The sequence below is a fragment of the Candidatus Hydrogenedentota bacterium genome (assembly GCA_013359265.1).
Classification (GTDB): Bacteria; Hydrogenedentota; Hydrogenedentia; order Hydrogenedentales; family SLHB01; genus JABWCD01.
Genome location: JABWCD010000005.1, coordinates 241,326 through 265,775 on the forward strand (window position 1 = coordinate 241,326; position 24,450 = coordinate 265,775).

At 58.4% G+C, this 24,450-nt stretch carries 25 protein-coding genes and 1 other RNA gene; 14 read left to right on the plus strand and 12 right to left on the minus strand.

The genetic code is table 11. The features are described 5' to 3' along the window. Positions 1-29: 29 nt before the first annotated feature. The 5 genes from HUU46_06350 to HUU46_06370 all read right to left on the minus strand — a co-directional run bounded on the left by HUU46_06350 (position 30) and on the right by HUU46_06370 (position 2,667). Positions 30-476, minus strand: coding sequence for a type II toxin-antitoxin system VapC family toxin (locus tag HUU46_06350; GenBank protein ID NUM53245.1), 447 nt, complete (start codon positions 474-476; stop codon positions 30-32). Further along, positions 473-715, minus strand: a complete 243-nt coding sequence (locus tag HUU46_06355) for a hypothetical protein (protein NUM53246.1) — start codon at positions 713-715, stop codon at positions 473-475. Before HUU46_06355 ends, HUU46_06350 begins: the two co-directional genes overlap by 4 nt. 68 nt (positions 716-783) lie before the next feature. After that, positions 784-1,602, minus strand: coding sequence for a M15 family metallopeptidase (locus HUU46_06360; protein ID NUM53247.1), 819 nt, complete (start codon positions 1,600-1,602; stop codon positions 784-786). A gap of 203 nt (positions 1,603-1,805) precedes the next feature. Next, positions 1,806-2,156, minus strand: a complete 351-nt coding sequence (locus tag HUU46_06365) for an Hsp20/alpha crystallin family protein (GenBank protein ID NUM53248.1) — start codon at positions 2,154-2,156, stop codon at positions 1,806-1,808. Between the two features lie 58 nt (positions 2,157-2,214). Next, on the minus strand, positions 2,215-2,667 hold the full coding sequence (locus HUU46_06370; GenBank protein NUM53249.1) for an Hsp20/alpha crystallin family protein: 453 nt from the start codon (positions 2,665-2,667) through the stop codon (positions 2,215-2,217). 313 nt (positions 2,668-2,980) lie between these two features. On the opposite strand from HUU46_06370, the gene HUU46_06375 reads away from it, so the two are divergent. Beyond that, on the plus strand, positions 2,981-4,111 hold the full coding sequence (locus HUU46_06375) for a hypothetical protein (protein NUM53250.1): 1,131 nt from the start codon (positions 2,981-2,983) through the stop codon (positions 4,109-4,111). Between the two features lie 152 nt (positions 4,112-4,263). Here the strand turns inward: HUU46_06375 and HUU46_06380 are convergent, their stop codons facing one another. Further along, entirely contained in the window at positions 4,264-5,151 is an 888-nt protein-coding gene (locus HUU46_06380) for a polyphosphate kinase 2 family protein (GenBank protein NUM53251.1), read from the minus strand. Between the two features lie 158 nt (positions 5,152-5,309). Between HUU46_06380 and HUU46_06385 the strand changes: the two genes are divergently transcribed. From HUU46_06385 to HUU46_06395, 3 genes are all read left to right on the plus strand, one after another. Beyond that, on the plus strand, positions 5,310-6,365 hold the full coding sequence (locus tag HUU46_06385) for an aldo/keto reductase (GenBank protein ID NUM53252.1): 1,056 nt from the start codon (positions 5,310-5,312) through the stop codon (positions 6,363-6,365). Positions 6,366-6,489: 124 nt separating this feature from the next. After that, a complete protein-coding gene (locus HUU46_06390) occupies positions 6,490-7,005 on the plus strand; it encodes a hypothetical protein (protein NUM53253.1) in 516 nt (171 codons plus the stop codon). Positions 7,006-7,286: 281 nt separating this feature from the next. After that, entirely contained in the window at positions 7,287-9,530 is a 2,244-nt protein-coding gene (locus HUU46_06395) for a hypothetical protein (protein ID NUM53254.1), read from the plus strand. Positions 9,531-9,693: 163 nt separating this feature from the next. On the opposite strand, the gene HUU46_06400 is transcribed toward HUU46_06395, so the two are convergent. The 4 genes from HUU46_06400 to HUU46_06415 all read right to left on the minus strand — a co-directional run bounded on the left by HUU46_06400 (position 9,694) and on the right by HUU46_06415 (position 15,225). Beyond that, the gene (locus HUU46_06400; protein NUM53255.1) at positions 9,694-11,022 is read right to left on the minus strand and encodes a Gfo/Idh/MocA family oxidoreductase; all 1,329 of its coding nucleotides are present in this window, start codon (positions 11,020-11,022) and stop codon (positions 9,694-9,696) included. A gap of 272 nt (positions 11,023-11,294) precedes the next feature. Then, positions 11,295-12,149 (minus strand): alpha/beta hydrolase, encoded by an 855-nt coding sequence (locus tag HUU46_06405; GenBank protein NUM53256.1) that lies wholly within the window; start codon positions 12,147-12,149, stop codon positions 11,295-11,297. After that, positions 12,143-14,839 (minus strand): hypothetical protein, encoded by a 2,697-nt coding sequence (locus HUU46_06410; protein ID NUM53257.1) that lies wholly within the window; start codon positions 14,837-14,839, stop codon positions 12,143-12,145. The genes HUU46_06405 and HUU46_06410 overlap by 7 nt, the downstream gene beginning before the upstream one ends. Further along, on the minus strand, positions 14,836-15,225 hold the full coding sequence (locus HUU46_06415; protein ID NUM53258.1) for a BlaI/MecI/CopY family transcriptional regulator: 390 nt from the start codon (positions 15,223-15,225) through the stop codon (positions 14,836-14,838). The genes HUU46_06410 and HUU46_06415 overlap by 4 nt, the downstream gene beginning before the upstream one ends. Before the next feature lie 173 nt (positions 15,226-15,398). On the opposite strand from HUU46_06415, the gene ssrA reads away from it, so the two are divergent. The 9 genes from ssrA to HUU46_06460 all read left to right on the plus strand — a co-directional run bounded on the left by ssrA (position 15,399) and on the right by HUU46_06460 (position 19,604). After that, positions 15,399-15,754: a transfer-messenger RNA gene (gene ssrA, locus HUU46_06420) on the plus strand. A gap of 191 nt (positions 15,755-15,945) precedes the next feature. Next, a complete protein-coding gene (locus HUU46_06425; GenBank protein ID NUM53259.1) occupies positions 15,946-16,584 on the plus strand; it encodes a DUF1080 domain-containing protein in 639 nt (212 codons plus the stop codon). 47 nt (positions 16,585-16,631) lie between these two features. Further along, positions 16,632-17,111, plus strand: a complete 480-nt coding sequence (locus HUU46_06430) for a DUF1801 domain-containing protein (protein ID NUM53260.1) — start codon at positions 16,632-16,634, stop codon at positions 17,109-17,111. A 181-nt stretch (positions 17,112-17,292) separates the two neighbouring features. Further along, on the plus strand, positions 17,293-17,520 hold the full coding sequence (locus tag HUU46_06435; GenBank protein NUM53261.1) for a DUF433 domain-containing protein: 228 nt from the start codon (positions 17,293-17,295) through the stop codon (positions 17,518-17,520). After that, complete coding sequence (locus HUU46_06440; protein NUM53262.1) at positions 17,517-17,897, plus strand: DUF5615 family PIN-like protein; 381 nt, start codon at positions 17,517-17,519, stop codon at positions 17,895-17,897. Before HUU46_06435 ends, HUU46_06440 begins: the two co-directional genes overlap by 4 nt. Beyond that, a complete protein-coding gene (locus HUU46_06445) occupies positions 17,824-18,201 on the plus strand; it encodes a DUF1801 domain-containing protein (protein NUM53263.1) in 378 nt (125 codons plus the stop codon). Before HUU46_06440 ends, HUU46_06445 begins: the two co-directional genes overlap by 74 nt. A gap of 176 nt (positions 18,202-18,377) precedes the next feature. Beyond that, positions 18,378-18,626: a hypothetical protein gene (locus tag HUU46_06450; protein NUM53264.1), complete on the plus strand. Its 249-nt coding sequence runs from the start codon at positions 18,378-18,380 to the stop codon at positions 18,624-18,626. Then, a complete protein-coding gene (locus tag HUU46_06455) occupies positions 18,623-19,030 on the plus strand; it encodes a type II toxin-antitoxin system VapC family toxin (GenBank protein NUM53265.1) in 408 nt (135 codons plus the stop codon). Before HUU46_06450 ends, HUU46_06455 begins: the two co-directional genes overlap by 4 nt. Before the next feature lie 184 nt (positions 19,031-19,214). Continuing rightward, positions 19,215-19,604 (plus strand): DUF1801 domain-containing protein, encoded by a 390-nt coding sequence (locus tag HUU46_06460; GenBank protein NUM53266.1) that lies wholly within the window; start codon positions 19,215-19,217, stop codon positions 19,602-19,604. Positions 19,605-19,702: 98 nt separating this feature from the next. Here HUU46_06460 and katG read toward each other — a convergent pair whose 3' ends face one another. Together katG and HUU46_06470 are read right to left on the minus strand one after the other, a co-directional pair. Next, positions 19,703-21,910, minus strand: coding sequence for a catalase/peroxidase HPI (katG, locus tag HUU46_06465; protein ID NUM53267.1), 2,208 nt, complete (start codon positions 21,908-21,910; stop codon positions 19,703-19,705). A 111-nt stretch (positions 21,911-22,021) separates the two neighbouring features. Then, a complete protein-coding gene (locus tag HUU46_06470) occupies positions 22,022-22,462 on the minus strand; it encodes a transcriptional repressor (protein ID NUM53268.1) in 441 nt (146 codons plus the stop codon). 991 nt (positions 22,463-23,453) lie between these two features. Here HUU46_06470 and HUU46_06475 point away from each other — a divergent pair. Then, on the plus strand, positions 23,454-24,416 hold the full coding sequence (locus tag HUU46_06475; GenBank protein ID NUM53269.1) for an ABC transporter permease: 963 nt from the start codon (positions 23,454-23,456) through the stop codon (positions 24,414-24,416). Positions 24,417-24,450: the final 34 nt, after the last annotated feature.

Sequence of the window (24,450 nt, forward strand, 5' to 3'; positions counted from 1 at the left end):
CTCGATGACAGCACGATTTGCTGTTCGTGTCAGGCAGGCACAAATTCGGAGAGGTGTGCGATCGTTGTGTTGGTCGCCGAGAGCTTGCGGACCAGTCTGGCATCCGCAGTGACGAGTGTGCCGTCGAATTGGTGGGCAACCACGGCGTAGCTTGCGTCGTACACGGATGTGCCCGTCGCAAGGGCGAGTTTAAGCGCTGGCGTTGCGGTCTCATCTGACGGAACTGTTTGAAAGTCAAGTTCCACAATCTCTCTTACATATTGTTCCGCGCCCTTGCTCTCCAAATTTCTAAGACGGACATATTTCCATGCGACGTTCGCACACTCCACGTAAAGGAGGTCAGGGACGACTACCTGCTTGTCCAATTCGACCAACGATATCAAGACGTGACGCGCTGCATCCGAGAGGTCCATGTCGATAAACGCCCGCATCAATGCGCTAGCGTCAAGGACGCACACATCGGGAATGTCTCTCACCGGTCCCGGTCTTTTCGCAGAATAGCCTCTGGCGTCGGCGCGCCTTTAGGCAGCCTCACGCGCCGGTGCACGATTCGATGTACGAGCGCTTTGCGTTTCGCGTTACGCTTTTCCTGCTCCAGTGCGCGTTCGATCATCGACACGACTTCTGCGCCGATGGAGATACTCTTTTGGGCCGCGACGGATTTCAATCCGTCATATAATTCTTCGGGGACATTGCGTACGTGTAAGGTTGGCATCTGGGAACTCTCCGATTGACGACATTGTGTGCGATTTGGTTGCAGTATGCAACCACCCGGTAACTGCCTCATTCTGGGTTGTGGACAAGCTCCGGGCGGTATTCGAAGTGCATGATGTCGTAGTGGTACCACTTGCCGCCCCAGATGAAGCCGTGGCGTTCGAAGGTTTCGACGATTTGGCGGAGGGCAGGGTCGGCGAGGATGGCTATGGGGTACTGCGGTTCGGAAGCACGGTTCTTCGTCTCGTCCCAGCGCCAGTATCGAGCGGCGAGGTCGGGGAATTCGAAGTCGATGGCGATGCCGTAGCTGTGGGGGCTGAGGCGCTCGGTACCTTCGATGGCGCGCCAATTGAAGGTTCCATTGGGGCGCACGACGTAGCGTTGAACATCCTTCGGTAGTTTCGCGATTTCCGCGCCGACGGCTTCCAGCGCTTTGTTTGCGCCGTTCACCGAGGTGAAGGACACGGATTTCGTTGCTCCGGCGTGCGGCCACGGCACGCGGACGAGAGTGGCTTCAACCGCTTCCTTCGTCCCGCCATAGAGCTTCTTGAAGAAAGCGTCGCACCGGAGCCGTCCGGGATCGCTATCAACCGACGGTGGCGCGGTGGGCCATTCGCGCGGGTAGGGAATGGAGAGTTGATCGAAGAGCGTGGCGGATTCAAGGCGTTGATCGAAGGTCAACCCGGGACGGTCAGCTCCGAACGACATGCGTCCTCCATCCCTCCAGACGATCTCCATGTTGACTACGTCAAGAGTGAGATACCCTGGGTACGCGTCGAGCAGTTGTCGCGCCGGTGTGGGCGGACCTTCCGTAATGGCTGATGCGGCGCAAAAGAGGATCAAGGCGATTGCGCGCGCGGGTGTCGAGTGCATTCGTATGATCATCATGGAATTATCGCGATCGGGGGAAGTGTAGTGCATTTGGCGTGACGGACGAAACGGACGCGATGGATCCAATGGACAGGAATTGGGTCCGGAAGGAATTGGGGTTGCCCCGTGCGCGTGGGAGCTGCGCACGGGGCGGGGTTGGGGTTTGGGTTTGAGGGAAGACTCTTATGTCCACGCCCGAACGGCCGGGCGGATAGGCTTGTTTAGTTCACGTTGATCTTGCGCGGCTTCACGCGGTCGGTCTTGTGCAACGTCACCGTGAGCAGGCCGTCCTTCATCTCGGCCTCGATACGAGTGGGGTCGATGGCATTGCTCAGCGCAAAGACGCGGCGGTAGTCCGCGAACGCGCGTTCGCGCATGATGTAGTGGCCTTCGCGCGTGGCATTCGCACGCTTGCCGACCAGCGTGAGCTCGCCATCTTTCACTTCCAGCGACAGGTCGGCCTTCGCAACGCCCGGCAACTCGGCTTCGATGACGACGCGTTCGGCTTCGTCAACAACGTTGACGCGGGGGATCAGGTAACGCGTCGCGACTTGGGGGGCACATGCTGTCATGATTCGATTCTCCTCCATAAGCGGGGGGGCAAGTGCGCCCCCCGCGATGGGTTTCGGTTTAGCTGACCTTGACTTCGATCTGCTTCGGCTTGGACTCTTCGCGCTTCGGCAGCGTGACCTTGAGCACACCGTTATCGAAGTGCGCCGCGATCTTGTCGGCGTCGAACCCGCCGGGGATTTCGAAGGTGCGCTCGAACGCGCCGTAGCGGCGTTCGACGCGGTGGTAGTCCTTCTCCTTCGTTTCGGATTCGTGTTTGCGCTCACCCTTGAGCGTGACCACGTTGTCGACTACCGTAATGTCGATCTCTTCTTTCTTCATCCCGGGAAGGTCGGCTTCGATGGTGTACTCCTGCTCGTTTTCCTTGACGTCGACGGCCGGCGCCCAACCTCTATCGAAGAGGTCGTAGTCGCGGGCCAGCTCGCCGAACAGCCGGTTGAATTGGCCTTCGATGTCCCGCAACGGGGCCCACGGGCTCAGTTCACCGCGATCTCTCCAACGTACTAGCGACATAACCACTCACTCCTTTCGTTGAGATTTCCAGTTGCGTGCGTACTTCCGCCGCACATACGAAAGGAGAGCAATGTCGATGCCAATTCTTTCTACTCCCGCAAACCGTTTGAGGAGAGAGGCTTAAGGAACTACATTTCGGGATTCGCTCGCCACTTCGTTCCGTAATGAAGTTTTGTTGTTTCAAAATGAATCGGTGCATCGAGGCGAGAGACCGCTTGACAGACACCCAAAGTGCGCGTACGCTATAGGAAGCATTGTCTTGAGCAGTATTCTCACTGTTGATTTCGGGCTGTCCAATGGGGAGGGTTCGGCGATGCGTTTCCCAATTCCTCGCGCTGTCTTTTCGGTCACCTTCTTCGTCTTCGGAAGCCTTTCGCCGCTCGATGCCGTTGCCGGGACGGTGTTCGACGGTGGAAACCCCAAAATCATTATCGTCACGAAGGATGGCAGCCCATTGGGTGGGGCAAGCGTCGCGTTGCCCATCGAGGAAAATCTCGGCGCGCCCGCGGAGTTCGACGTATTCATCGACGTGAATCGTGACGGCACTTTCGACCCGGACGAGCAAGCAGTGGACAGCGAGCTGTCGTTCTCGGAGGGAAGCGTACTGACGGTGTTCCCGGTGTTGTTCGAGGACAAGCGCAAACTGAAGAAACTGCTTCGGGATACGCACAAGCGCATTGGGGTGCGTGTCATTGTGTCGAACTTCGGCGGCATGAAAGTCGGTGACGAGAATGACTACCGCGGCAGGCGCATCGAGTGGGACATTACGGATGCATACAGCTTCGAGCCGGGATTCATAGGCGGGGCGCCCTTGGAGTTTGTGGCGGCGGAATTGTGCCTTGCTTCGACAGGACAGAAGGGCGACGAGAAAGTATTCAACGACAAAGTACCGGACCTTGGGCCACGGGCGGGCAAGAAGAACGAGTGCGTTCCAATCGCGTCTGCCAATTCACTGCTCTGGCTGGCGGAAAAACACGGCTTTACCGACGATATGCCCGACACAACAACGGACCTGCTGAACGAACTCGATCAGGACATGCAGCATACCGCCGCGGGCGTTGCGCCGGACAATTTCCTCCCTGGAAAAATTGCATTCACGAACCGCCACATGCTGTACCTGGACAACAAAAAGATCGATGCGGTTGTGACGGAAGGACGAAGCGACATGTGGGACAAGATCGTCGCCGAGCTCAAAGCGGGGGAGGACGTCGAGCTCGTGATCGATTTCAAGGACAGCCCGAGCGGGGCCGTCAAAGCGAGTCATGCCGTGACCGTGGTAGGCGCGCATAGCAAAGGGACAAAGCAGTGGATCACGGTCCACGATCCCTTGACGCCAAAGGGGAACGACACCTACAGGGTCGAACGCAACGGGCAGGTTACGGGACATCCACTTGGAAAGGGCTTCTGCAAGTTCATCATCTCGGAGTCGTACGTGCGTACATAACGAGGGCGCCTAACAGCGCGTGGCAAAAGTCCTGTAGCGCCCGGTCTCCGCGCCGGGCGAAACGCGGAGAGGCCAAGTTCGACCCAAATTCGCACCCGCCACAGAGAGCGGGACGCTACAAATTGCGGTATTTGGACTTTTGCCACGGGCTGCTAGCGCAAGAGCTTGCGCGCCGCTTCGAGATCCTTGCGCTGGGCCGCGCCAACCTCGGGAAACGAGAGATTCAGAGTCTCCAGCGCCTCGATGATCACCTGAGAAACTACGACGCGGCTGAACCACTTGTGGTCGGCGGGCACGACGTACCACGGGGCGTGTTTTGTCGCGGTGTGTTGAATCATTTCTTCGTACGCGCGCATGTAGCCGTTCCAATGATCGCGCTCCTGGACGTCCTTCATGGAGAATTTCCAGTTCTTCGTGGGGTCGTTCAAGCGATCAAGGAATCGCCGCTTCTGTTCGTCCTTGGAAACATGCAGGAAAAACTTGCGGATGACCGTGCCGTTGCGCGAGAGGTAGCGCTCCATCGCGTTGATGTCCGCGAAGCGTTCCTTCCAAATATGTTTGGTGACGACTTCGGGCGGCAGGCGCTGTGCCTTCAGGAAATCCTGGTGGACACGAACGACGAGCACCTCCTCGTAGTACGAGCGGTTGAAGATGCCAATGCGGCCGCGCTCCGGAAGCGCCTTGTTCGTGCGCCAGAGGAAGTCGTGATCGAGTTCTTCCGCTGACGGCGCTTTGAACGAGTGCACCTGGCAGCCTTGCGGATTGACGCCGGACATGACGTGCTTGATCGTGCCGTCCTTCCCGGCGGCGTCCATGGCTTGGAAGATGAGGAGCAGAGACCAGCGGTCTTGGGCATAGAGCTTCTCCTGAAGCGCGGCGAGCTTCTCGGCGCCCTTCGCAAGCAATTCGGCGCTGGCATCTTTGTCGTCGGACTCGAAGGGGCCGGTATCGTCCGGGTCAACATCGCTCAGTTTGAAGCGTTTGCCGTTCGACACGCGGAACTTTGCGATTAGTTTGCGGAGAACCTTGCTCTTACCCATCGTACTTTCCTTGCGAGCCACACGAATGAATTAACTGTATCGTTCCACGACGGAAAGTGCGAATCGGCCGGCTCGCGTCCACCTGCTTTTGGGCCTTGCAAATGAGGAATGGGCCTGCAAGGATAGAGCGTCAACCTCCACTGCAAGGGAGCCATGTCATGGAACACGCACAGGACACTTTTGATCGGCGGGGATTCATCACGACAACGCTGGGCGCGGCGACGGTTTCGGCGCTGGCTGCGAAATCCGCGGGTGCTGTGCCGGTAACAAAGAAATCGATCTCCTACAGCGGCCCCATTCCCGTGCGCAAGTTCGGCAAGACGGGCTACTCGTTTCCAATCATCGGGCACGGCGGTTCGGCGATGATGGCGAAGGAATACGGGTACTACGGGCTGGACAATCCGCCGTCGCCCGAGGACCGCATCAAGATGGTGCGCGATGCCTACGATCTCGGTGTTCGTTACTTCGATACGGCACGCATCTATCAAGAGAGCGAAGAGTTGATGGGCAAGGCGCTGAAAGACATCCGCGACAAGGTCTTCATCGCGTCGAAGGTGATGGTGCCATCGCCAGACAAAGTGCGCGCGAGCGTCGAGGAGTCGCTGAAACAGTTGCAGACCGGCCACATCGACCTGATGCAGATTCACGGGCCGATGATCGAGCGGTTCGGATACGAGGGGTGCATGCCGCAGTACGACGAACTCGCGAAGTTGCGCGACGAGGGCCTGATTCATTTCATCGGAATCACGGGCCACAACAAGTTCGAAGAAATGTACAAGATGATCGCCACCGGCAATTTCGATTCGGTGCTGATCGAGTACGGTTACTTCAAAAAGGGATACAACACGCGGCATTCGGAGACGATGTTGGAATGGCGGGAGAGCTGTGTCGCCAAGGCGCACGAACTTGACATGGCCATCGTGGCGATGAAAATCCTCGGCGCGTGGATTTTCAATCACAATGCGAAAAACGTGCTGCCGGACTACGACAAGGAAGCCGTCAAGCGCTTGCCCGCGGCGGCGATTCGGTGGGTAATTAACGATCCGCGCATCAGCATGTTGAATATTGGCGTGTCGTATCCCGGTGACGTGGCGGAAAACATTCGCATCGCGACGGGCGATCTGGCATTGACCAATGAAGACCGGGTCTTGCTCGCGGATTTCTCCGCGAAGGCATACATGACGGAGCGCGTGCAGGGCTTTCCCGTTGTGTGATGGGGCGCTCTGTCGTGGACCAAAGGGAGTGAGTGGACGGCGCGTTAGGCAATAGGCGAGAATGCGACGGGGAGCGGCGGTCAGCACAACACTTTTTAGAGTGCTGTGACTCATTGGGGGACAAATGAGCGATCGCACGAAACGAATCTTGGGTGGGGCTGGAATTGCGGTTGTCGTGTATTTTGTCGTTTTGCCCATGTTGTGGCCGGAACCTACGGTCAGCGCAGTCATCCCTCCCGAAGTAGGCATGCACGAATCGTTGCCGATTCGAGTTTCGTTGAACGCATGGCACCGGAACATCGACGTGGGGAACGTCCGCTTCTATGTCGACTACACGGCGACGACGGCAGTCGGCCCGAAGGGCACATTCTATCCGGAACTGATTGTCGAGCGCAGACCGCGCTCGTTTGCGGGCGCATTTGTGCGCAATCCGATCACGTGGCCATACGCACAGCGTTTCGACGCCGAAGTGAACTTGGGAAAATATGTCGAACAGGGTTTGATCGGGCCGGGGAATTTGATCGGCAAAATCGACGTAACGTTCAATTACTGCTCGGGACGCGGCGGGAAACGAATTGGCCGCGACGTAACACGCACGACGACGAAGAGTGTGCCGTTTCGGATTGCGATCCATGAATGATGCTATTTGACCGATTGGGGGCTGAGCGTTACCCTTCCATCATGCTGTTTCAGGTTTGCGCTGCATGTTGCAGGCGGTTTCGCCCCGACAAGGCTTGGCGGTTGTTGGTGATTCGGGACGCCCCGGGGCACACATCCCAGGCTGGAAACCGGGCCGCGACTTCCACGCTAAACACACGTATTACTCCTCGAATATCGGCTGGCCTTCCGTCAATCGTCGCGTGTCTGCAGTCGACTCTTGCCGGCGTTTTCTCCTGGCGCTCCGCCGCGATCGCGCGCGACTTGCCCGCGAATCAGTTGAACGAGATCGAACCCGCGCCGCCGGCATCAGACCGCTGCCGTATTCAATCCAAAATCCAAAATCCAAAATCCAGAATCACGTTTCGCGTATTGCGCCTGCTTGCTCTTGTTGCTTTCGCTATTTCTCCCGCAGTTTACGCGCACGCCGAATCCATGCCGGTGTGCCGCGTGCTCTCCGGCCCCAAGGGCGGGCCGGGATTAGTGATCAATGGCGACGTCGTATCGCCCCTGTTTTTCTGCGCGAACAATCAGTTTGGACGAGACGATGTGCTGCTCGATGAGTTGAAACTCGCGGCGGACGCGGGCCTCCCGTTGTTTGCGTTTAACGTGCCACTGGCGTGGGATGGCGATACGAATATCGAGTCGGTGCTGGATACTTTCTGTCCTGCGCATCCCACCGGATACTTCTATGTTCGCGTGTGGATCGGCGGAAGTGGCGCGTGGCTCGCAGCGCACCCTGACGAGGCGATCCGTCGACCGGACGGAACGGCCCTTTCATGGGTGTCGCCGGCAAGCGCGGTGTGGCGCGCCGACGCGTCACGCTTGCTCGCGGACTGCCTGCGCCGCATTCAGGAGAGCCCGTATGCGAATCGGTTCGTCGGGGTCCATATCACATCCCAAATGTGCGGCGAGTGGTTCTATCCCGATACAAACGAGTTCATCGACTACAGCAATGCCAATGCGGTCGCGTTTCGCGCGTGGCTGAAGGGGAAATACATCAACGACAAAGGCCTCAGGCGCGCGTGGGGAGACGAACACGCGTCGCTGAGCGGCGCAACAATCCCAATGCCGGAACAGCGCGATGCGGCGGCGTGGGGACCGTTTCGCGACGCGTTGAAACACCGGCCCGCGATGGATTATCAGCAGTATTCAAACGAACTGATCGCCGACTGCATCGCGGATTTCGCGGGCGTCGCGAAAAAAGCTATGAAAGGGCGGGGGCTGGTCGGCGCGTTTTACGGATATACGATGGAAGTGGGGGGGATCGCACCACGATCGCTCGCGCACTCTGGTCATCTCGCCCTCACGAAGCTGTTGGATTGCCGCGACATCGATCTGATTCACGCGCCCTATTCCTACCTCGATCGACAATTGGGAAACCCGGCCCATATGCATCTGCCCCTGGATTCGGTGGCGTTGCATGGCAAACTGGTGGTCATCGAGGAAGATTCCCGCACGCATACCGCGAAACCCGTGCCGGAGGAGGCGCTCGCAACGGGAAACGTCTCGCTCTCGACAAACGCGGATGAATTGCTTTCAGTTAACCGCAGAAATATCGCGAATGCGCTCACGCACCGCGCAGGCATGTGGTACTTCGACGTGCTCGCGGATGGACGGTGGATCGACAAGGAGTTTTGGACGACGGCGCCGTTGACGCGGCGGTTGTTCGCCGAGGCCCGCACGCCGGTCCTCTTTCAACCGCAGATCGCGTTCGTTGCCGACGAGGACAGTATCCATACCATGCGCGCGACGACCTACCCGTATCTGATGGAGTCGTTGTCGTTTTGGCGGAGGGAATTGGATCGTCTCGGGACCCCCGTGGGCTATTACCTGCAGTCGGACCTGCCTCGATTACCGGATTCAATCCATGTCCTGATCCTCGCGAACGCGTATTCGATATCAACCGAGGAACGCCGCGCTATCGACAAATTCCTGAGCAAAGGCGGGACTGTCGTGTGGACGTTTGCGCCGGACGTCTCGGGTGAGAACGGGGTGGACGTGGCGCGAATCCGCGCCGCAACGGGATTCAACGTTTCCGCGCGCGACGCAGCGGGCCCTATTCACGTGCAATCAGAGGTTACGCAGGAAACCTGGACACTCGAAGGAAACTGGAATCTCAAATTTGAAATCTCAAATAGGGACGATATGCACGTCATCGCACGTTTCAAAGACAGTAATGCGATTGCGGTCGCTGCAACTCCGCTAAAGGGCGGCGTAAGCGTCTATGCAGCCGTACCCCGCTTGCCAGTCGGAGTGCTGCGCTGGATTGGCGCGAATACCTTCGTTCATTTCTGCCGCGATACGCCGGGAATGGTCGGATTGTTCGGACCCTATTTTGTCGTGCACACGAGCGACGCGCGGCGACACACGTTCGCACTGCCGGACAAAGTCCGCGCGGTCGAGCGCTTGGTGCCGTTCCAGTCGATCCCCTGCGCAACCGACACGAACACCTGGCAGGATGACTTACCTGCGAATACGACGGCGATTTACCGAATCACGAGATAATGCGCTTCCGCGGCACTGCAGATGAAATGGACTGCCCAAACCAATCAGATGTTGAACACGTCAGGGTTAAGTCGCACGTACTTTCGTGCTCGTGCTCGTAATCGTGCTCGTAATCGTAATCGATCCTATCGATCTTCCTGTCCATCCCGTCCAGCTCCAAAGCTCAAATCGTCCACGGCGCCCGCATCGCGCGCTGCAAATATGTGTTCGCCTCGGCGTCGTTCACAAACTGCTCCTTCACGTGGTCCCACTGCAGTTTGCGCTTCGTCCAGCGCGCGATATTTCCCAAATGACAGATCGTCGCCGCGAAATGTCCCGTCTCCACATCAGCGCGCGGTTTCTCGCGCGACCGGATGCAGTCTACCCAATTCTGGATGTGTTCCTTCGTCGCGTCGGGACCGCGCAGTTTCTCGTCCTGCTCCCCGGGTGTTGGATTCAGCGAGTGAAGTCCCCGATCAACGACAATTGATCCGCCATCGCCTTCGAATACCGCGCCTCCGCCGGGACCCTTGCCGTCGAGGTGCAGCACCGCGCCGCCCGCGAACTTGAACGACACCGGACAGAGAAGGTCTTTGCCTTCCGGCCACGCATTCGCCTCCGTGAACTTCAGCGGCTTGCCAAAAAAGATCGGCGGACCCGACGCCGCGTCCGGTTCGATCCACACCTCGACCGGCCCATTCTCTTTCGATGCCCATAGCACCACGTCGAGACCATGCGCGCCCCAACCGGTCATCTCCCCGCCGGAATACGGCGTGTACGAAATCCAACCCAGCGGCCGGCCATCCGGATACTCGCCCGCCCGAGGAATGTACAAATTCTTGTGATATCCCCGCGGCTGCGTCTGCCCGCACCACATGTCCCAATCGATTTCCGCGGGCGCCGGCTCCTCCGGCAAGTCGCAATCCCAAGGGCTGGGATAATTCGCCCCGTGGATGGTATGCACCTTGCCAATCTTTCCCTCGTGGAGTAGTTCGATACCGTCCTGCGTGTTCTTCATCGACCGTTGCTGACTGCCCGTCTGCACCACGCGCCCGTGCGTGCGCGCGGCATCCACCATCGCGCGGCCCTCGCGCACCGTCAGCGACAACGGTTTCTCGCAGTACGCGTCCTTGCCTGCCGCGCACGCATGAATCACGTGCAACGCGTGCCAATGGTCCGGTGACGCGACGATTACTCCGTCGATATCCGGCGACGCAAGCATTTCGCGGTAGTCTTGGTAGACCTTTGCTTCCTTGTTGCGCTGCTTCATCTCGTCCAACCGCGCCCGATTGACGTCCGCGTACGCGACAACCCGCGAATCCTCCGGCACCTGCATCAACTGCCGCGCGCGCCGCCCCACGGCGATATACGCGATGTTCACCCGATCGTTCGCCCCCTTGCGCCCCGCCCCCGCCAGCGCGCCAGTGGTGATAATGTTCGGCGCGGCAATGGCGCCCAAGGCCGCGGTCGATCGTTTTAGAAATGATCGACGAGACGCTTTTCTGCTGTTCATTGTAGTCTCCCCCAAGTGAAAGCTTTAACGTCCCACCATCATAACAGGTCGAAAGTGTGAGAGAACCCCCTCTGCATTCGATAGGTCCCTGGCGTAACGCAGAAAGGCGGTCGCTGGCATTCCGGCACAATGGGCGCCCGGTGGGGAGATACTCTACGGCGCCGGGGATTGGTTCCTCTCCGTACCAAGGATGATCGGCTATTCCTAAGCGCCGATGAGGTCTCCTCTGCCAATCTACGATTTGCCCAAGTAGGTTCAGAGGTTTCCAACAGCTATCCGCCAGGGGGAATTGATGCGATTAGGTGTTCGTTCAAAAATGCTAGAACATGGTCAAACAAAGTCTTGCCGTTGAATGTAGTTTCGAGCGGAGGTACGTGATCGGAACCGGGTAGCGCAAGAAACCGGCAAGTACCGCCAGCTTTAGTAATTCGATCGCGAAGGTGTTCGGCACAAGAAAACGGTGATTTGGAGTCCCCGATTGCGTGCATGATAAGTATGGGGGGGTCCTCTGAATCGGCAGTTCCGCTGGCGGCGCACCCACCAGAATGATCGATACACGCTTGAATGGAAGAATCCACGCTAGGGTTGTTTTCAGGAACATCTAGATCGGGTCTGTATTCGCTCGCTTCGGATAACGCCAATGTGTCCGCGATCGAAGCACCGGCGGACGAGCCCATTGCAGCGATGCGCTTCGGGTCTACTCCGTATTTCGTTTGGTGTGCACGAATCCAGCGTACAGCCGTCTTCGCGTCCTCAAATGTACTGGCAATTCCATTTGGGGGTTTATTCCCTGTCAACCTGTAATTGATTGAAAAGCAGACGAATCCCTGTGCCGCGAACTGACGCGCGACTTTCTCGTAATTGCTTTTGTCTCCTCCGCTGAATCCTCCCCCGTGTATTAGGATTAGAGTTGGTTTCAACTCCGCACCCTGTCCGACGCGATAGATATCCAAGAACAAGGGTTGTCTCGAAGCACCGTTTTCAATAAGCCCAACGCCGTACTGAACGTCTTTCGTCACTACGACATTCGCATTCGACTCCGCATGACCGTTGTCGATGAAGACAAGTAACACAAACAAGGTCGCCGTCCCCATCGCATGGGGCACCACTTCGCTTTTCTTCACCATGTGGCATCGACCGGTAGACCGGCTGCGTAGTTTACGCTCCGACCGTAGAATTCAAACGGTTGTATAGTGCCGTTGGTCACCGTGATTTGTTGCCACTGCACGTTAACAACCCTGCCATTGCCAACCTCGTGCACATACAATGGGCAAAACGATGGCGACGCGCCATCCGGCGGCCCAAGCAAACGCGTACCCCGAACCGACCCTTGGCAACCATTTCGCCATTTGATGGTAAAAACGTCACCCCTCATGAGACCTGCAAGAATCGGATGTTCTTCCAACACAGAACACGTCAGGTATCGAAACTCGAAACTGTAACTCGGGTTGTCGATGCCCGTTAGTTCCGCAAGTGCCGCAGTATTACCGGGAACGCGGTTGCCGAACACCGACGTGTTAACAAAGCCTGTGCCCTCCTTCACCGCGGCCAAGATCGCCTCGATGACAGCGTCCTGCAGCATGGGGCTATGCCCACTGACGATTACGTCCAATTGCGAAAGCGCTCCGGAGTCAGTGTCATCGACGATCCGATCTTCTACTCCCAGCCACTCGATTACACTTGGCATATACCCTTCGGTTGTCGTGCCCGGATCGACTACTGCGTATAGGTCGTACCCAAGGTCGATCAAAATCTGTGCAATTCCGATTACGTGACGCTGCGTATATTCGTACGGCATCGAGTGCTTGTGCGCCCCGCTGAATTCTGTAAGAAGTATTCCAACTCTTGGTTTGGAGACAATGCCATACTTTTCGGCACCCGTGGCGTGACCGATGCGCATCTCTGTTTCAGGGGACATTGCCGTGTGCCATGCGTGAAACGTTCGTAGAGACTCGATTGTACGCAATGGGCCGGCACCCTCGTTCGTCACCAACGAGAAGTTTACTGACAACCTGCGGAGGTTCTTGAGATTTGCGAGGTATCTCACGCCCACGTCCGTTACCGCGGTACGGTCCAGCGTCAAGTCTTCGAGTGAGGTAACAGACGATAGCCGGGCGACGCCCGCGTCGGTTATCGCTGTGTTCGTTAAGTCCAGCCGTCGGATTCCCGGCATCTCGGAAATGTAGCCGAGCGCCACATCGGAAATCTCCGTTCCAACGAGGCTCAAGACCTCTAGCCCGTCAAGTTGCGCAAGTTGACGAATACCCTCGTCGCCCAAGTGGGAGTGGTCCAGATAGAGTTCGCGCAGGCCGGTGAAATGAACCATATGCTTGACGTGGTCATCGTACAACGGCATCCGCGTGCGTTTCTCGGTCTGCAGCGCGTCCGCGTATGCCCTCTCCGGCGGTTCGTTTCCAGCGCGGTAGACATAGAAACTGCCCAACAACAGCGCGCTGATGTCGTCGCTCGGCGCCGATGCAAGCGAGGCCAAATCGAATTGCGCATCAGGCCGCATCATAAGTGCGAAGTCATACTCGGCAGGGACCTGGATTGTTCCCGCTGCAGGAACGGTCTCGACCCAATCGAAGAAGGTCGTTGTGCCTTGGGGGCGCTGGCACAAAACACCAGCAGGCCGCAAAAATGTGAGTACTTTCAGACCCGGGGCCGCCTCGGCCGGTCCACGCAGGAACGGGGTCGTTGCGCACGCCGCAATCAGCAGAGCAAGAAGTCCCAATGGCAGCATGCCACCGTAGATGCGTTCGGCCTTGGATGCGCTGTTCGAGCCGGCGAGTAAGCGGCGAACTCGTCGGTAGAGCGAACCGCCGGTTGCGCCCAATGCATAGGCAGGCTCCTTACGATGGGTCTCGGCCAGCAATAACAAGGCGCGGACGTAGACATCGTTGTTGTGGAAAAGACGGGATACACAATCGTCGCAGCAATGCTCGCGTTCTTCCCGCAGCATCTTGGAGACCCACCATACTGCGGGATGGTAAAAGTAGACCGCTTCGACGAACGACTGGATTAGAATGATAAATTGGTCGCGCCGCGCAAGGTGCGCCAGTTCATGTGCGATGATCATTTCGAGCTGCTGCGGAGTCAGGCCGGTTATAGCACTCGGCGGAATGAGGATCAGTGGACGCAGCCAACCGAGCACAGTAGGCACCTCGACGAGCAACGATATCGCAACCCGAACCGGGTAACTCACCCCGAGTTCCTTGCGAATACGATCTGTGGTTTGCATCAGTTCTGCGCAATACCGTGCGGTTTGCGTCGTGGTTATCCGCAGGACCCAAACGCTTCCCATTGCGAGCCGGAGCACGCATACGGAAGCGCCTAGGGCCCATATCAGGACTAGCCAGGGCAACATCGGCTCACACGCGCGAATCGCGCGACGGTACGCGTCCGGGACTGGCCAGGCGAGCGCAGTCGCGTCGACGCCGGTTTCCACTGAAGCGGCCGACGTATCCGTCGTGAGTGATTCCTCGCACTCTGGACATGGCGAATTCGCCGAGTCATTGACGTTGCGCGAAGATTTCGTCGAACTGATCGTTGACCCCTGTGGGGCGACGAAAGATGCCCACACATCCGAAAAAGCGTTCGCGGGTGTCAGTGAAAGGAAAGTGACCGCGGGCGATGCCGCCATAAGGATTAGCACCGCGAATAAGATTCCGTGTCTCAGACCGGCGCGCTCCCGTTTCACCAAGGTCAATAGCAACGCCGCCAAGCCGCCAAGTATGGCGAGTTGCCAAATACTGTGTATGAGGGCCCAGCCCCAGTTCTGCAACAAAGCGAGAAATGGCGAATAAGTGTCCATCATGATGCCTTTCCTCCGCGATTGTTCAGCAGCTTCTTAATCGCCTCGATTTCCTCGTCCGACACGGACTGGACCGAAAGCGCTTGCATCACCAGCTTATGTGCGGAACCGCGAAATGCGCGCCGGACCAAGTCCGAGGCAAGGTGCCGCTGCATCTCCTGTTCGCTGAAGGTGGGGGAGTAAATCTGAGGTCGTACGTCGTCTCGCTTAGTTACGAGGCCTTTGGCAGTCATAATCTGAATCAGCTTGAGGACAGTCGTGTAGCCCACGCTTTTGGTCCGCGCGAGTACCCTGTGCAACTCGCGAACCGACGCTTCGCGCAGTTCCCAAAGCACGCCAAGAATCTCAAGTTCGGCGTCGGTTGGCCGCACGATGGCGCGTCGTTTCATTTGTCCCCCTTTTCAATCTAAACAAAAGTATACACGAAGACCTTCGTCAAGTCAACGAAGAGTTTCGTCAAATAGACCGATGCGGGCGTGTACGCATAATGTGGCATAATACGTGTTGGACATAGCCACGGTCTGTGGCTCCCGGAGTAATTGCCCGGCCCACCCTACGCAGTGGGGGCGACCAGGTTTCGACGGGGGTGAAGAATCGTGGGTTGCGTGCCGAGGTTGATCGGTTGGCCTCGTTAAAAGCCGATCATGTTTCAACTGCCAATCAACCATTGGCCCTCGCCGCTTAATTAACGGCGACGTCGTACCTCTGACCGCCTGCTAGGGGGATACGGCGCCGACAGCGGGCCTCGAAGCGGAAGTCCGGCGGGGACTTCCGCGGAGAGTACCGACCCCGCCTAGCGGCCTTGGGCAGCGCGCCTGACGCGGCCCCGGGTGGCGAATCCTAATCGATAGGCTACGCACGTAGACGCCCACGTGGACGCACTTTCGGACGCGGGTTCGATTCCCGCCGCCTCCACCAACCTTCGCTCGACCCGAACGGGACGACGAAGGGTTTCGCCCATATTTCCATTCTTCCCATAGGTCCCATTGCTCTCATTGCTCCCATTTCTCCCAACTGCACTTTCTTGTCTGCGGCTCCGCGTTGTATAGTCCATCGACAGGTATTGAATCTCGGGCATTCAACACATCGAGCAGTGGGAGGGAAAAGACATGTACAAATCTCGATACGCAATTGGCATCGCCGCCATAACCGTCATCTTCGCTGCACATCAGACCACCCTAACTTCCGCCGCGGCGGCGAAGGACAAGGGCTGGGCCCCACTGATAACGGGAAACACACTCGACGGGTGGACGGTCCGCGGCAGCGCCAAGTGGCACATCGAGGAGGGCGTTATCATCGGAGAATCGCCGGGAGGACAAGGACACATCTACGCCGCGCCCGAACTCACGGACCTCGAAGTCAAAGGCACCTTTCGCGTCACCAGCCAGGGAAAGACCGCGAACAGCGGTCTCTACTTCCGCGCCAATCCGCCCGAAGGCAAGCCGGACGACTACCCCCGCGGCTACGAAGCGCAAATCTGCAACAGTGGCGACGCATTCACCGGCTGGCTATGGAAGCCCGGCACGCCAACGGGCAAGGCTTCCAAACTCCTCACCAAAGACGGCGAATGGTTCACCATGCGCATCAAGGCCGTTGGTAGCGATATTTCGATTTGGGTGAACGACGTCGAGGTGACCCATTACCACGACGACGAATACAAGAAGGGCCGCTTCGCCATCCAATGCCACAACGACAAGATGACCGTCGAAGCCAAGGAACTCTACTATCGCGATTTGAGCAAGTCATAATTCAGATATTGGCGATCGCATAAAGTAGATCGATTAGAGTGAACACTATGCCCGCCAGTACCCCTAAGAAGTCGGCGAAGACAGACAAGCCGCGCAAGACTGCACCAAAAAAGCATTCTGGCAAACCGAAGCTGCTCTCCGGCGGTAACCCCCAGATCGCCAAGGCCGATGGCGACGCTCCCGTGCAGGCCTACATCGCAGCGATGCCCGGGTGGAAACGCGACATCGGACGCCGTCTCGACGCGCTCATTACGCGCACCGTCCCCGGCGTGAAGAAGGCTGTCAAATGGAACTCGCCCTTCTACGGCATCGAAGGCCAAGGCTGGTTCCTCAGCTACCACTGCTTCACGAAATATGTCAAAGTGACATTCTTCCGCGGCACCTCGCTGCGCCCCGTCCCTCCCGGCGAGTCCAAACACAAAGAAGTGCGCTACCTCGACATCCACGAGCACGACCCACTCGACGAGGCGCAATTCATTTCGTGGGTGAAGCAGGCCAGTGACCTGCCCGGCTGGGGCGCGGCGTGAAATCCTACCGTTTTACCCGATCTTTACATCGCGACTTTGGGCAAAAGCCACATACAGAGTAATCATGTCTGTCAGCATCTTGGAGCTTCAGCGAAGGATTGTAACGTTGCATTTCATCGTTCGATCAGCCGACAATTTCTTCGCTATGGAACTGTCGTTAGTCTAACGCGGGAGCCCAAGTATGACGTTCTCACGAATCACCGTGAATCCGAAACAAATGGATGGGATGCCGTGCATCCGGGGGCTGCGTATCCCGGTAGCTACCGTCGTCGCCATGATTGCAGACCAGATGACAGAGTCCGAGATCCTCGAAGCCTACCCGGACCTCGATGCTGACGATATCCATGAGGCCCTCAGATATGCCGCTGAAGCCGTCCGCGCGCGAGAACTTCCGCTGGCGATTCCGTGAAGTTTCTTGTAGACAATGCGCTCTCGCCCGCCGTGGCAGTCGGACTGCGAGACTTGGGCCATGACGCAATTCATGTACGCGACTTGGGTCTGGCCGCAGCGGAAGACGAGGTTATTTTCGCGGAAGCAGCGAAGACGGATCGAATTCTACTATCCGCCGACACGGATTTTGGTACGTTGCTAGCGCTAAGGGGTGAGAGAAAACCGTCGGTAATTTTGTTTCGCCGAGGTCCGAATCGCAGACCGGCGCAACAAGTCGCGTTGCTACAAGTGAACCTCCCCACAATCGAGGAATCGTTAGTACTTGGATGTGTTGTCGTATTTAACGAAGCACGAGTGCGTATACGCATGTTGCCTATCGCCGAAAGAGCAGGGTAATGTTGGCCGCTGCCTGGACGCGCTCATTACGCGCACCGTCCCCGGCGTGAAGAAGGCTGTCAAATGGAACTCGCCCTTCTACGGCATCGAAGGCCAAGGCTGGTTCCTCAGTTACCACTGCTTCACGAAATACGTCAAAGTGACGTTCTTCCAGGGCGCGTCACTGCACCCCATTCCGCCCGGCGAGTCCAAACACAAGGACGTGCGCTACCTAGACATTCGCGAGCACGACCCACTCGACGAAGCCCAATTCATTTCGTGGGTGAAGCAGGCCAGTGACCTGCCCGGCTGGGACAAGGCTTGACAAATGTGAATCTCAAGTGGCCAAAGATCAAAGGCCAGAAGAGGGCAGGGGAAGATCGCCTTCTCAATTGATCGATCCAAGAATCAGGGAGCCAAGCGATTGCTGGGGGAGACGCTTGCGCGCATCCGAAGGCTCGTCAAGCAGGCTGACCCGGATGTAATCGAGGAGGCGGCGAGTTGTGGTATCCTTGTCTCACCATGGTCAAGTTGAACGCACATTTTGACGGCAAGGTGATTGTGCCGGATGAGCCCCTGGCGCTGAAGCCCAACCAGCGGGTGCGCATTCAGGTCGAGCCAATCGACCAGCCGACTCCGCCATCCGAGTCGAAACGGCGCCTCGGACTTCAGCGCGGCGCGGTTGTCTACATCGCCCCCGACTTCGACGCAGAGCTTGTTGACGATTTCTGGTTGGGCGAAGGCCAATGAAGCTTCTGCCCGACACCCACAGCTTCATATTCTATGTGGACCGCCCGGACGCGCTTCCGTCAGCCGCTCGCGCCGCAATGGAAGACCCATCCAACGATCTTTTCCTGAGCCTAGTCTCGCCTTGGGAAATGCAGATCAAGGCAACGCTTGGCAAGGTGCAACTCAGCAAGCCCGCCGCCGAACTCGTCCAATCGGAGCTGGACCGCGCCGCGATTCAACTTCTTCCCATTACGCTCCATCACATCGCTGCGCTCTCGCGGTTGCCTAACCACCATCGCGATCCGTTCGACCGCCTGCTAGTCGCCCAAGCGATCTACGAAGGCCTGACAATTGTCAGTTCAGATCAGATCATCGCGACATACGCCGCGCCAGTATTGTGGGAAGAGCTGCCCACGACAGAGTGATTTCGCCAACGGCTCAAGGAGATTGGAGGTGGCATATGAGCGATCCCACCTTCAGTTCATCGGGCAACGTTTTTGCGGACCTTGGTTATTCACCCGAAGAAGCCGCGATACTTCAAATGCGCGTGATGCTCAGGACAGCGGCATAGAAAGGGGTGTAACAACCTGTCGGCTGAAGGATGCGAGAATGAAGGAACCAATCGATTGGCGCGTCGAGATGCTTGCGCGGATTCGAGCTCTCATCAAGCAGGCCGACCCCGATGCGATCGAAGAGGTGAAATGGAGGAAGCCATCGAACCCGGCGGGGGTTCCGGTGTGGTCGCACGATGGAATCATTTGCACGGGCGAGACGTACAAGGACAAGGTGAAACTCACGTTCGCCAGGGGTGCGTCGCTTCCGGACCCTGAAGGCCTCTTTAATTCCAGCCTCGAGGGCAACACTCGGCGCGCCATCGATATTCACGAGGGCGACACGATCGATGAGAAGGCCTTCAAGGAACTCATTCGCGCGGCAGTAGTGCTGAACACCGCGGTACGAATGGCCGCTCGTCCTGCCCGCTCTCGCAAGAAACTTTGATCGGAAGGACCTGCCCGGAGGCCACTCCGAGCAGGTCCGTTATCTCACTTATCAAGATCGACGACTCGTGTCCGCTTCATCGGAAACGGGCGCTGCGACTACGCATGCAGATCGAAACGATCAAGGTTCATGACCTTGTCCCACGCGGCGACGAAGTCGCGCACGAACTTATCTTTCGCGTCGTCGCATGCATACACTTCCGCGACTGCGCGAAGTTCGGAGTTCGAACCGAAGACGAGATCAACGGCCGTGCCGGTCCACTTGACCGCGCCTGTGCCGATGTCGCGACCCTCGAAGAAATGCTCGCATTGGCTGGACTTCTGCCACGCGAGGTTCATATCGAGCAGATTCACAAAGAAATCGTTGGTCAACGTCTCGGGCCGGTCGGTGAACACGCCAAGTTTGGACTGGCCGGTGTTCGCGTTGAGCACGCGCATGCCGCCAACGAGGACCGTCATTTCCGGCGCGGTGAGCGTCAGCAGGTGCGCGCGATCCACGAGCAACTCTTCGGCCGATCGTGTGTTTGCGTTTCCGTAGTAGTTGCGGAACCCGTCGGCCTTCGGTTCAAGCACGGCGAACGACTCTACGTCGGTCTGATCCTGCGACGCGTCCGTTCGGCCCGGCGAGAAGGGAACCTGCACGTCGTATCCCGCCTTTTTCGCGGCCTGCTCGACGGCGGCGCACCCGCCCAGAACGATTACGTCCGCGAGCGAAACTTTCTTTCCGCCGGACAGCGAGCTGTTGAAGTCCTTCTGTACCTTCTCCAGCGTCTGCAGCACCTTCGCCAGTTCGGCGGGGTTGTTGACTGCCCAGTCCTTCTGCGGCGCGAGGCGAATGCGCGCGCCGTTCGCGCCACCGCGCTTGTCGGTACCGCGGAACGTCGCTGCCGCCGCCCACGCTGTCGAAACGAGCTGCGATATCGACAGTCCCGACCCGAGGATTTTCGCTTTGAGCGCCGCGATGTCCTGCGCATCGATCAGTTTGTGATCGACCGCGGGGATGGGGTCCTGCCACAACTGCGCCTCGGGTACCCAAGGTCCAAGCAATCGTGTAACCGGCCCCATATCACGATGCGTCAGCTTGTACCATGCCTTCGCGAAGGCCTCCGCAAACTCGTCCGGGTTCTTGTGGAAACGCCGGGAAATCGGTTCATAGATCGGATCCAACCGGAGCGCGAGGTCCGTCGTGAACATCATGGGCGCATGCCGCTTTGATGGATCGTGCGCATCTACGACCGCAGTCGCCGCCTTTGGATCGGTCGGCGTCCACTGCGAGGCGCCGGCGGGGCTCTTTGTCAGGTCCCACTCGTAACCGAACAGGGTGTCGAAATAGCCGTTGTCCCACTTTGTTGGGTTCGGGGTCCATGCGCCTTCCAACCCGCTGGTGATAGTGTCTCCGGCGTTACCTTTTCCAAACGTGTTCTTCCATCCGAGACCTTGCTCCTCGATGCTGGCGCCCTCGGGTTCCGGGCCAACGTACTTGACCGGATCGGCGGCGCCGTGCGCCTTGCCGAACGTGTGCCCGCCGGCGATAAGCGCAACCGTCTCCTCGTCATTCATGGCCATGCGGCCGAAGGTTTCGCGAATATCTCTGGCTGCGGCAAGTGCGCTCGGCTGACCGTTTGGCCCCTCCGGATTTACGTAGATCAGGCCCATCTGAACGGCCGCGAGCGGATTCTCGAGGTCCCTGTCGCCGCTGTAGCGCTCGTCCGCAAGCCACTCGCCCTCAGGCCCCCAATAAATGTCCTCTTCGGGTTCCCAGACGTCCTCGCGCCCGCCGGCAAAACCGAAGGTCTTGAACCCCATCGACTCGAGCGCGCAGTTGCCCGCGAAGACCATCAGATCGGCCCACGAGATTTGCTTGCCGTACTTCTTCTTGATCGGCCAGAGCAACCGGCGCGCCTTGTCGAGGTTGGCGTTGTCCGGCCAACTGTTGAGCGGCGCGAAGCGTTGGGTACCCGATGATGCGCCGCCGCGGCCATCGCTAATGCGATAGGTGCCCGCGCTGTGCCACGCCATGCGAATGAACAGCGGACCGTAATGGCCGTAGTCGGCGGGCCACCACGCCTGCGACGATGTCATGAGCTCCATCATGTCTTTTTTCAGGGCGTCCAGGTCGAGTTTCTTGAACTCCTCGGCGTAGTTGAACGATTTGTCCATCGGATTGGACTCGGGCGAGTTCTGGCGGAGCATCTTCAGGTTCAACTGATTCGGCCACCAGTGTTGGTTCGCCAGAGACCCAGTCAACGCGTGCTTGTGCGCTCCCCCCGTCACGGGGCACTTGTTTCCATTACCGTTGCCTGACATATGCGTTCTCCTTATCTTTAGAATTGAAAGTTGTTCGTTCTGACTTCAGCACCGTGCACCTAATTCCCGCTGTCGTCGCGCGCGATCACCGGCGCGTTCGACAGGCCCAGTTCAGCTTCCTTTGACAGCCGCATCCGCAGTTGCGGCCAGACATTCGGGACAAATGCCCCAGTAGATCACTTCGGCTTCATCGATCAGATAACCCGAATCGTCGGCTGCGGTCAGGCACGGCGTGTCGCCGACAGCGCAGTCAACGTCGACCGTCTTTCCACAGGAACGACAGATCAAATGATGGTGATTGTCACCGACGCGATCCTCGTATCGGGCCGGCGACCCGGAGGGCTGAATACGACGGATAAGTCCCTTTTCGGTCAGGAGGCCGAGCGCGTCGTACACCGCTTGCCGCGAGATGGCCCCAATCTCGGCGCGAACGTCCTCGGCGATGTCGTCCGCCGTACCGTGGGGCCTGGCAGATACCGCGCGAATCACGGCCAAGCGCTGGGCCGTGACGTGTACTCCATGTTCGCGAAGGAGGCTGGTTGGATTCGGCATGGAGAGAGGATACATGAAATTGTGGACTTTGTCAAGAAGTTGATTGAGTCTATTTTTTGAGCGTCCGGCGAGGATTTGGATTTGGGGTACTGGGTGCCGATGATCGGGTCTACTGACGGCATAGCAACGGGAATTGGTTATCGGAATACGGGTATCGGGCGGCACGAATAGATCACGAGCAAGAGGCTTGGTGGCGTGCGGCATTTATGAGTACTCCTTGGATTGCTTTTTCTCCGCGGGTTGCTCGGAGTGGGACGGACACGGTGTTTCGCTTCGCGGAGCCTGCGCGAAAGTCGGTGTCGGTCCCCCGGTGTAGATGCTTTCGGCGTAGGCGCGGATGGGATTCGACGATGGCGAGGGCGTCGGTGAGGACGGTGTTGTATTCGGCGAGTTGGTAAGGGCAGGTGGGCCGGGTTTCGGGTTCCGGGTGCCGGGTTCCGCAAACAATCCGGGCCGGGTCTGTCGGGTCTATCCGGTGGATGGACGATATGGACGGGATGGACGGGATGGACGGGTGGGAAGTATGGGAAGTATGGGACGAATGGGACGGATAGGACGGATGGGACGGATAGGACGGATAGGACGGATGGGGCGGTCGGGTGGAAGTCGTGCGGGTGTTGGGTTCCGTGGAGGGGTGGGGGTAAATGGGAGCTATGCGAGCAATGGGAGCTATGGGAGGTGGCGGCAGCTATGGGAGGTGGCGGGAGCTATGAGAGGGGTGGCAGTTGGACGGGACGTTCCCCCGGGGTCGGATGCGGTCGGGTTGGAAGGACGGATGGCCGGGGATGGATGCAGGTGAGTTCGAGGGAGGTGGCCGGGGATGGATGCAGTTGGATTGGAAGATGAGGTGGCCGGGGGGCTTTTCAAGTGTGCGTTACCAAACTTGGTAACGTGAGCCATGTCTCAGGTTGGACAAACAAAGGCAGGACTGGGAAGTTGAACTTGGCGATTGGTCTGAGTTTGGATGGATGGCAACGATGCGGGGGTGCGTGTGGTTTTTTTGAAGCAACGGTGGGTCCGGCCTTTCTTGACGCTGGCCGCGGTGGTGGCGTTGGCGACGGTGTTTTCGCCGACGCGAGACGGGTTTCCGGTGTTTTGGAACCTGGATAACCAGTTGAACGTTTTGCGGCAGGTGTCGGAGACGGGGATTCTCGCGACGGCGATGACGCTGGTAATCATCAGCGGGGGGATCGATCTTTCGGTGGGTTCGTTGTTGGCGCTGTCGGGGACGGTGTTCGCGTACACGTTCGCGCGCAAGGATTGGCCGCTGGCGATGGCGGTCTCGGCGGCGTTATTCGCGACGACGTCGTTTGGGCTGGCGAGCGGCGCGATTGTCGCGCGAATGCGCATGCAGCCGTTCATCGTAACGCTTGCTGCGATGATCGGGAGCCGCGGGTTTGCGCGGTGGGTGGTGGATAATGCGACGATTGACATCGGGTTCGGCAGCGGGTACGTGGACCGGGTAATCGCTTTTCTCGCGTTGAAGCGGGTCGTTGTGCCAACGTTTTTGGCGGTAGCGTTCGCCGGTTACGTGTTGCTGCGATTCACGCGCTTTGGACGATACCTGGTTGCCGTCGGCGGCAGCGAAGTGGCCGCGCGCTTGTCGGGCATGAATGTGGGTTGGGTCAAGGTGCGCGTGTATGCGCTGTCGGGGTTTCTCGCCGGGATTGCGGGAATTATCCATGCGTGCCAGAACCATCAGGGTAGCCCGAACGCGGGTGTGGCGTATGAACTGGATGCGATCGCGGCGGCGGTGATCGGCGGCACGAGCCTGGCCGGTGGCAAGGGCGGGATTGCCGGGACCGTTGTGGGGACGCTTGCGCTGGGCGTTCTGTCGAATCTTCTCGGGCTGAACAACGTGGACGAGAACATGCAGTGGATGTTGAAAGCGGCGATTATCGTCGGGGCGGTGTGGTTGCAATCGGTGGGTGCGAGGAAGGAAACTCTGGCGTGACGCAGGGGAAAAGGACCTGAAGGACGTAAGGGAC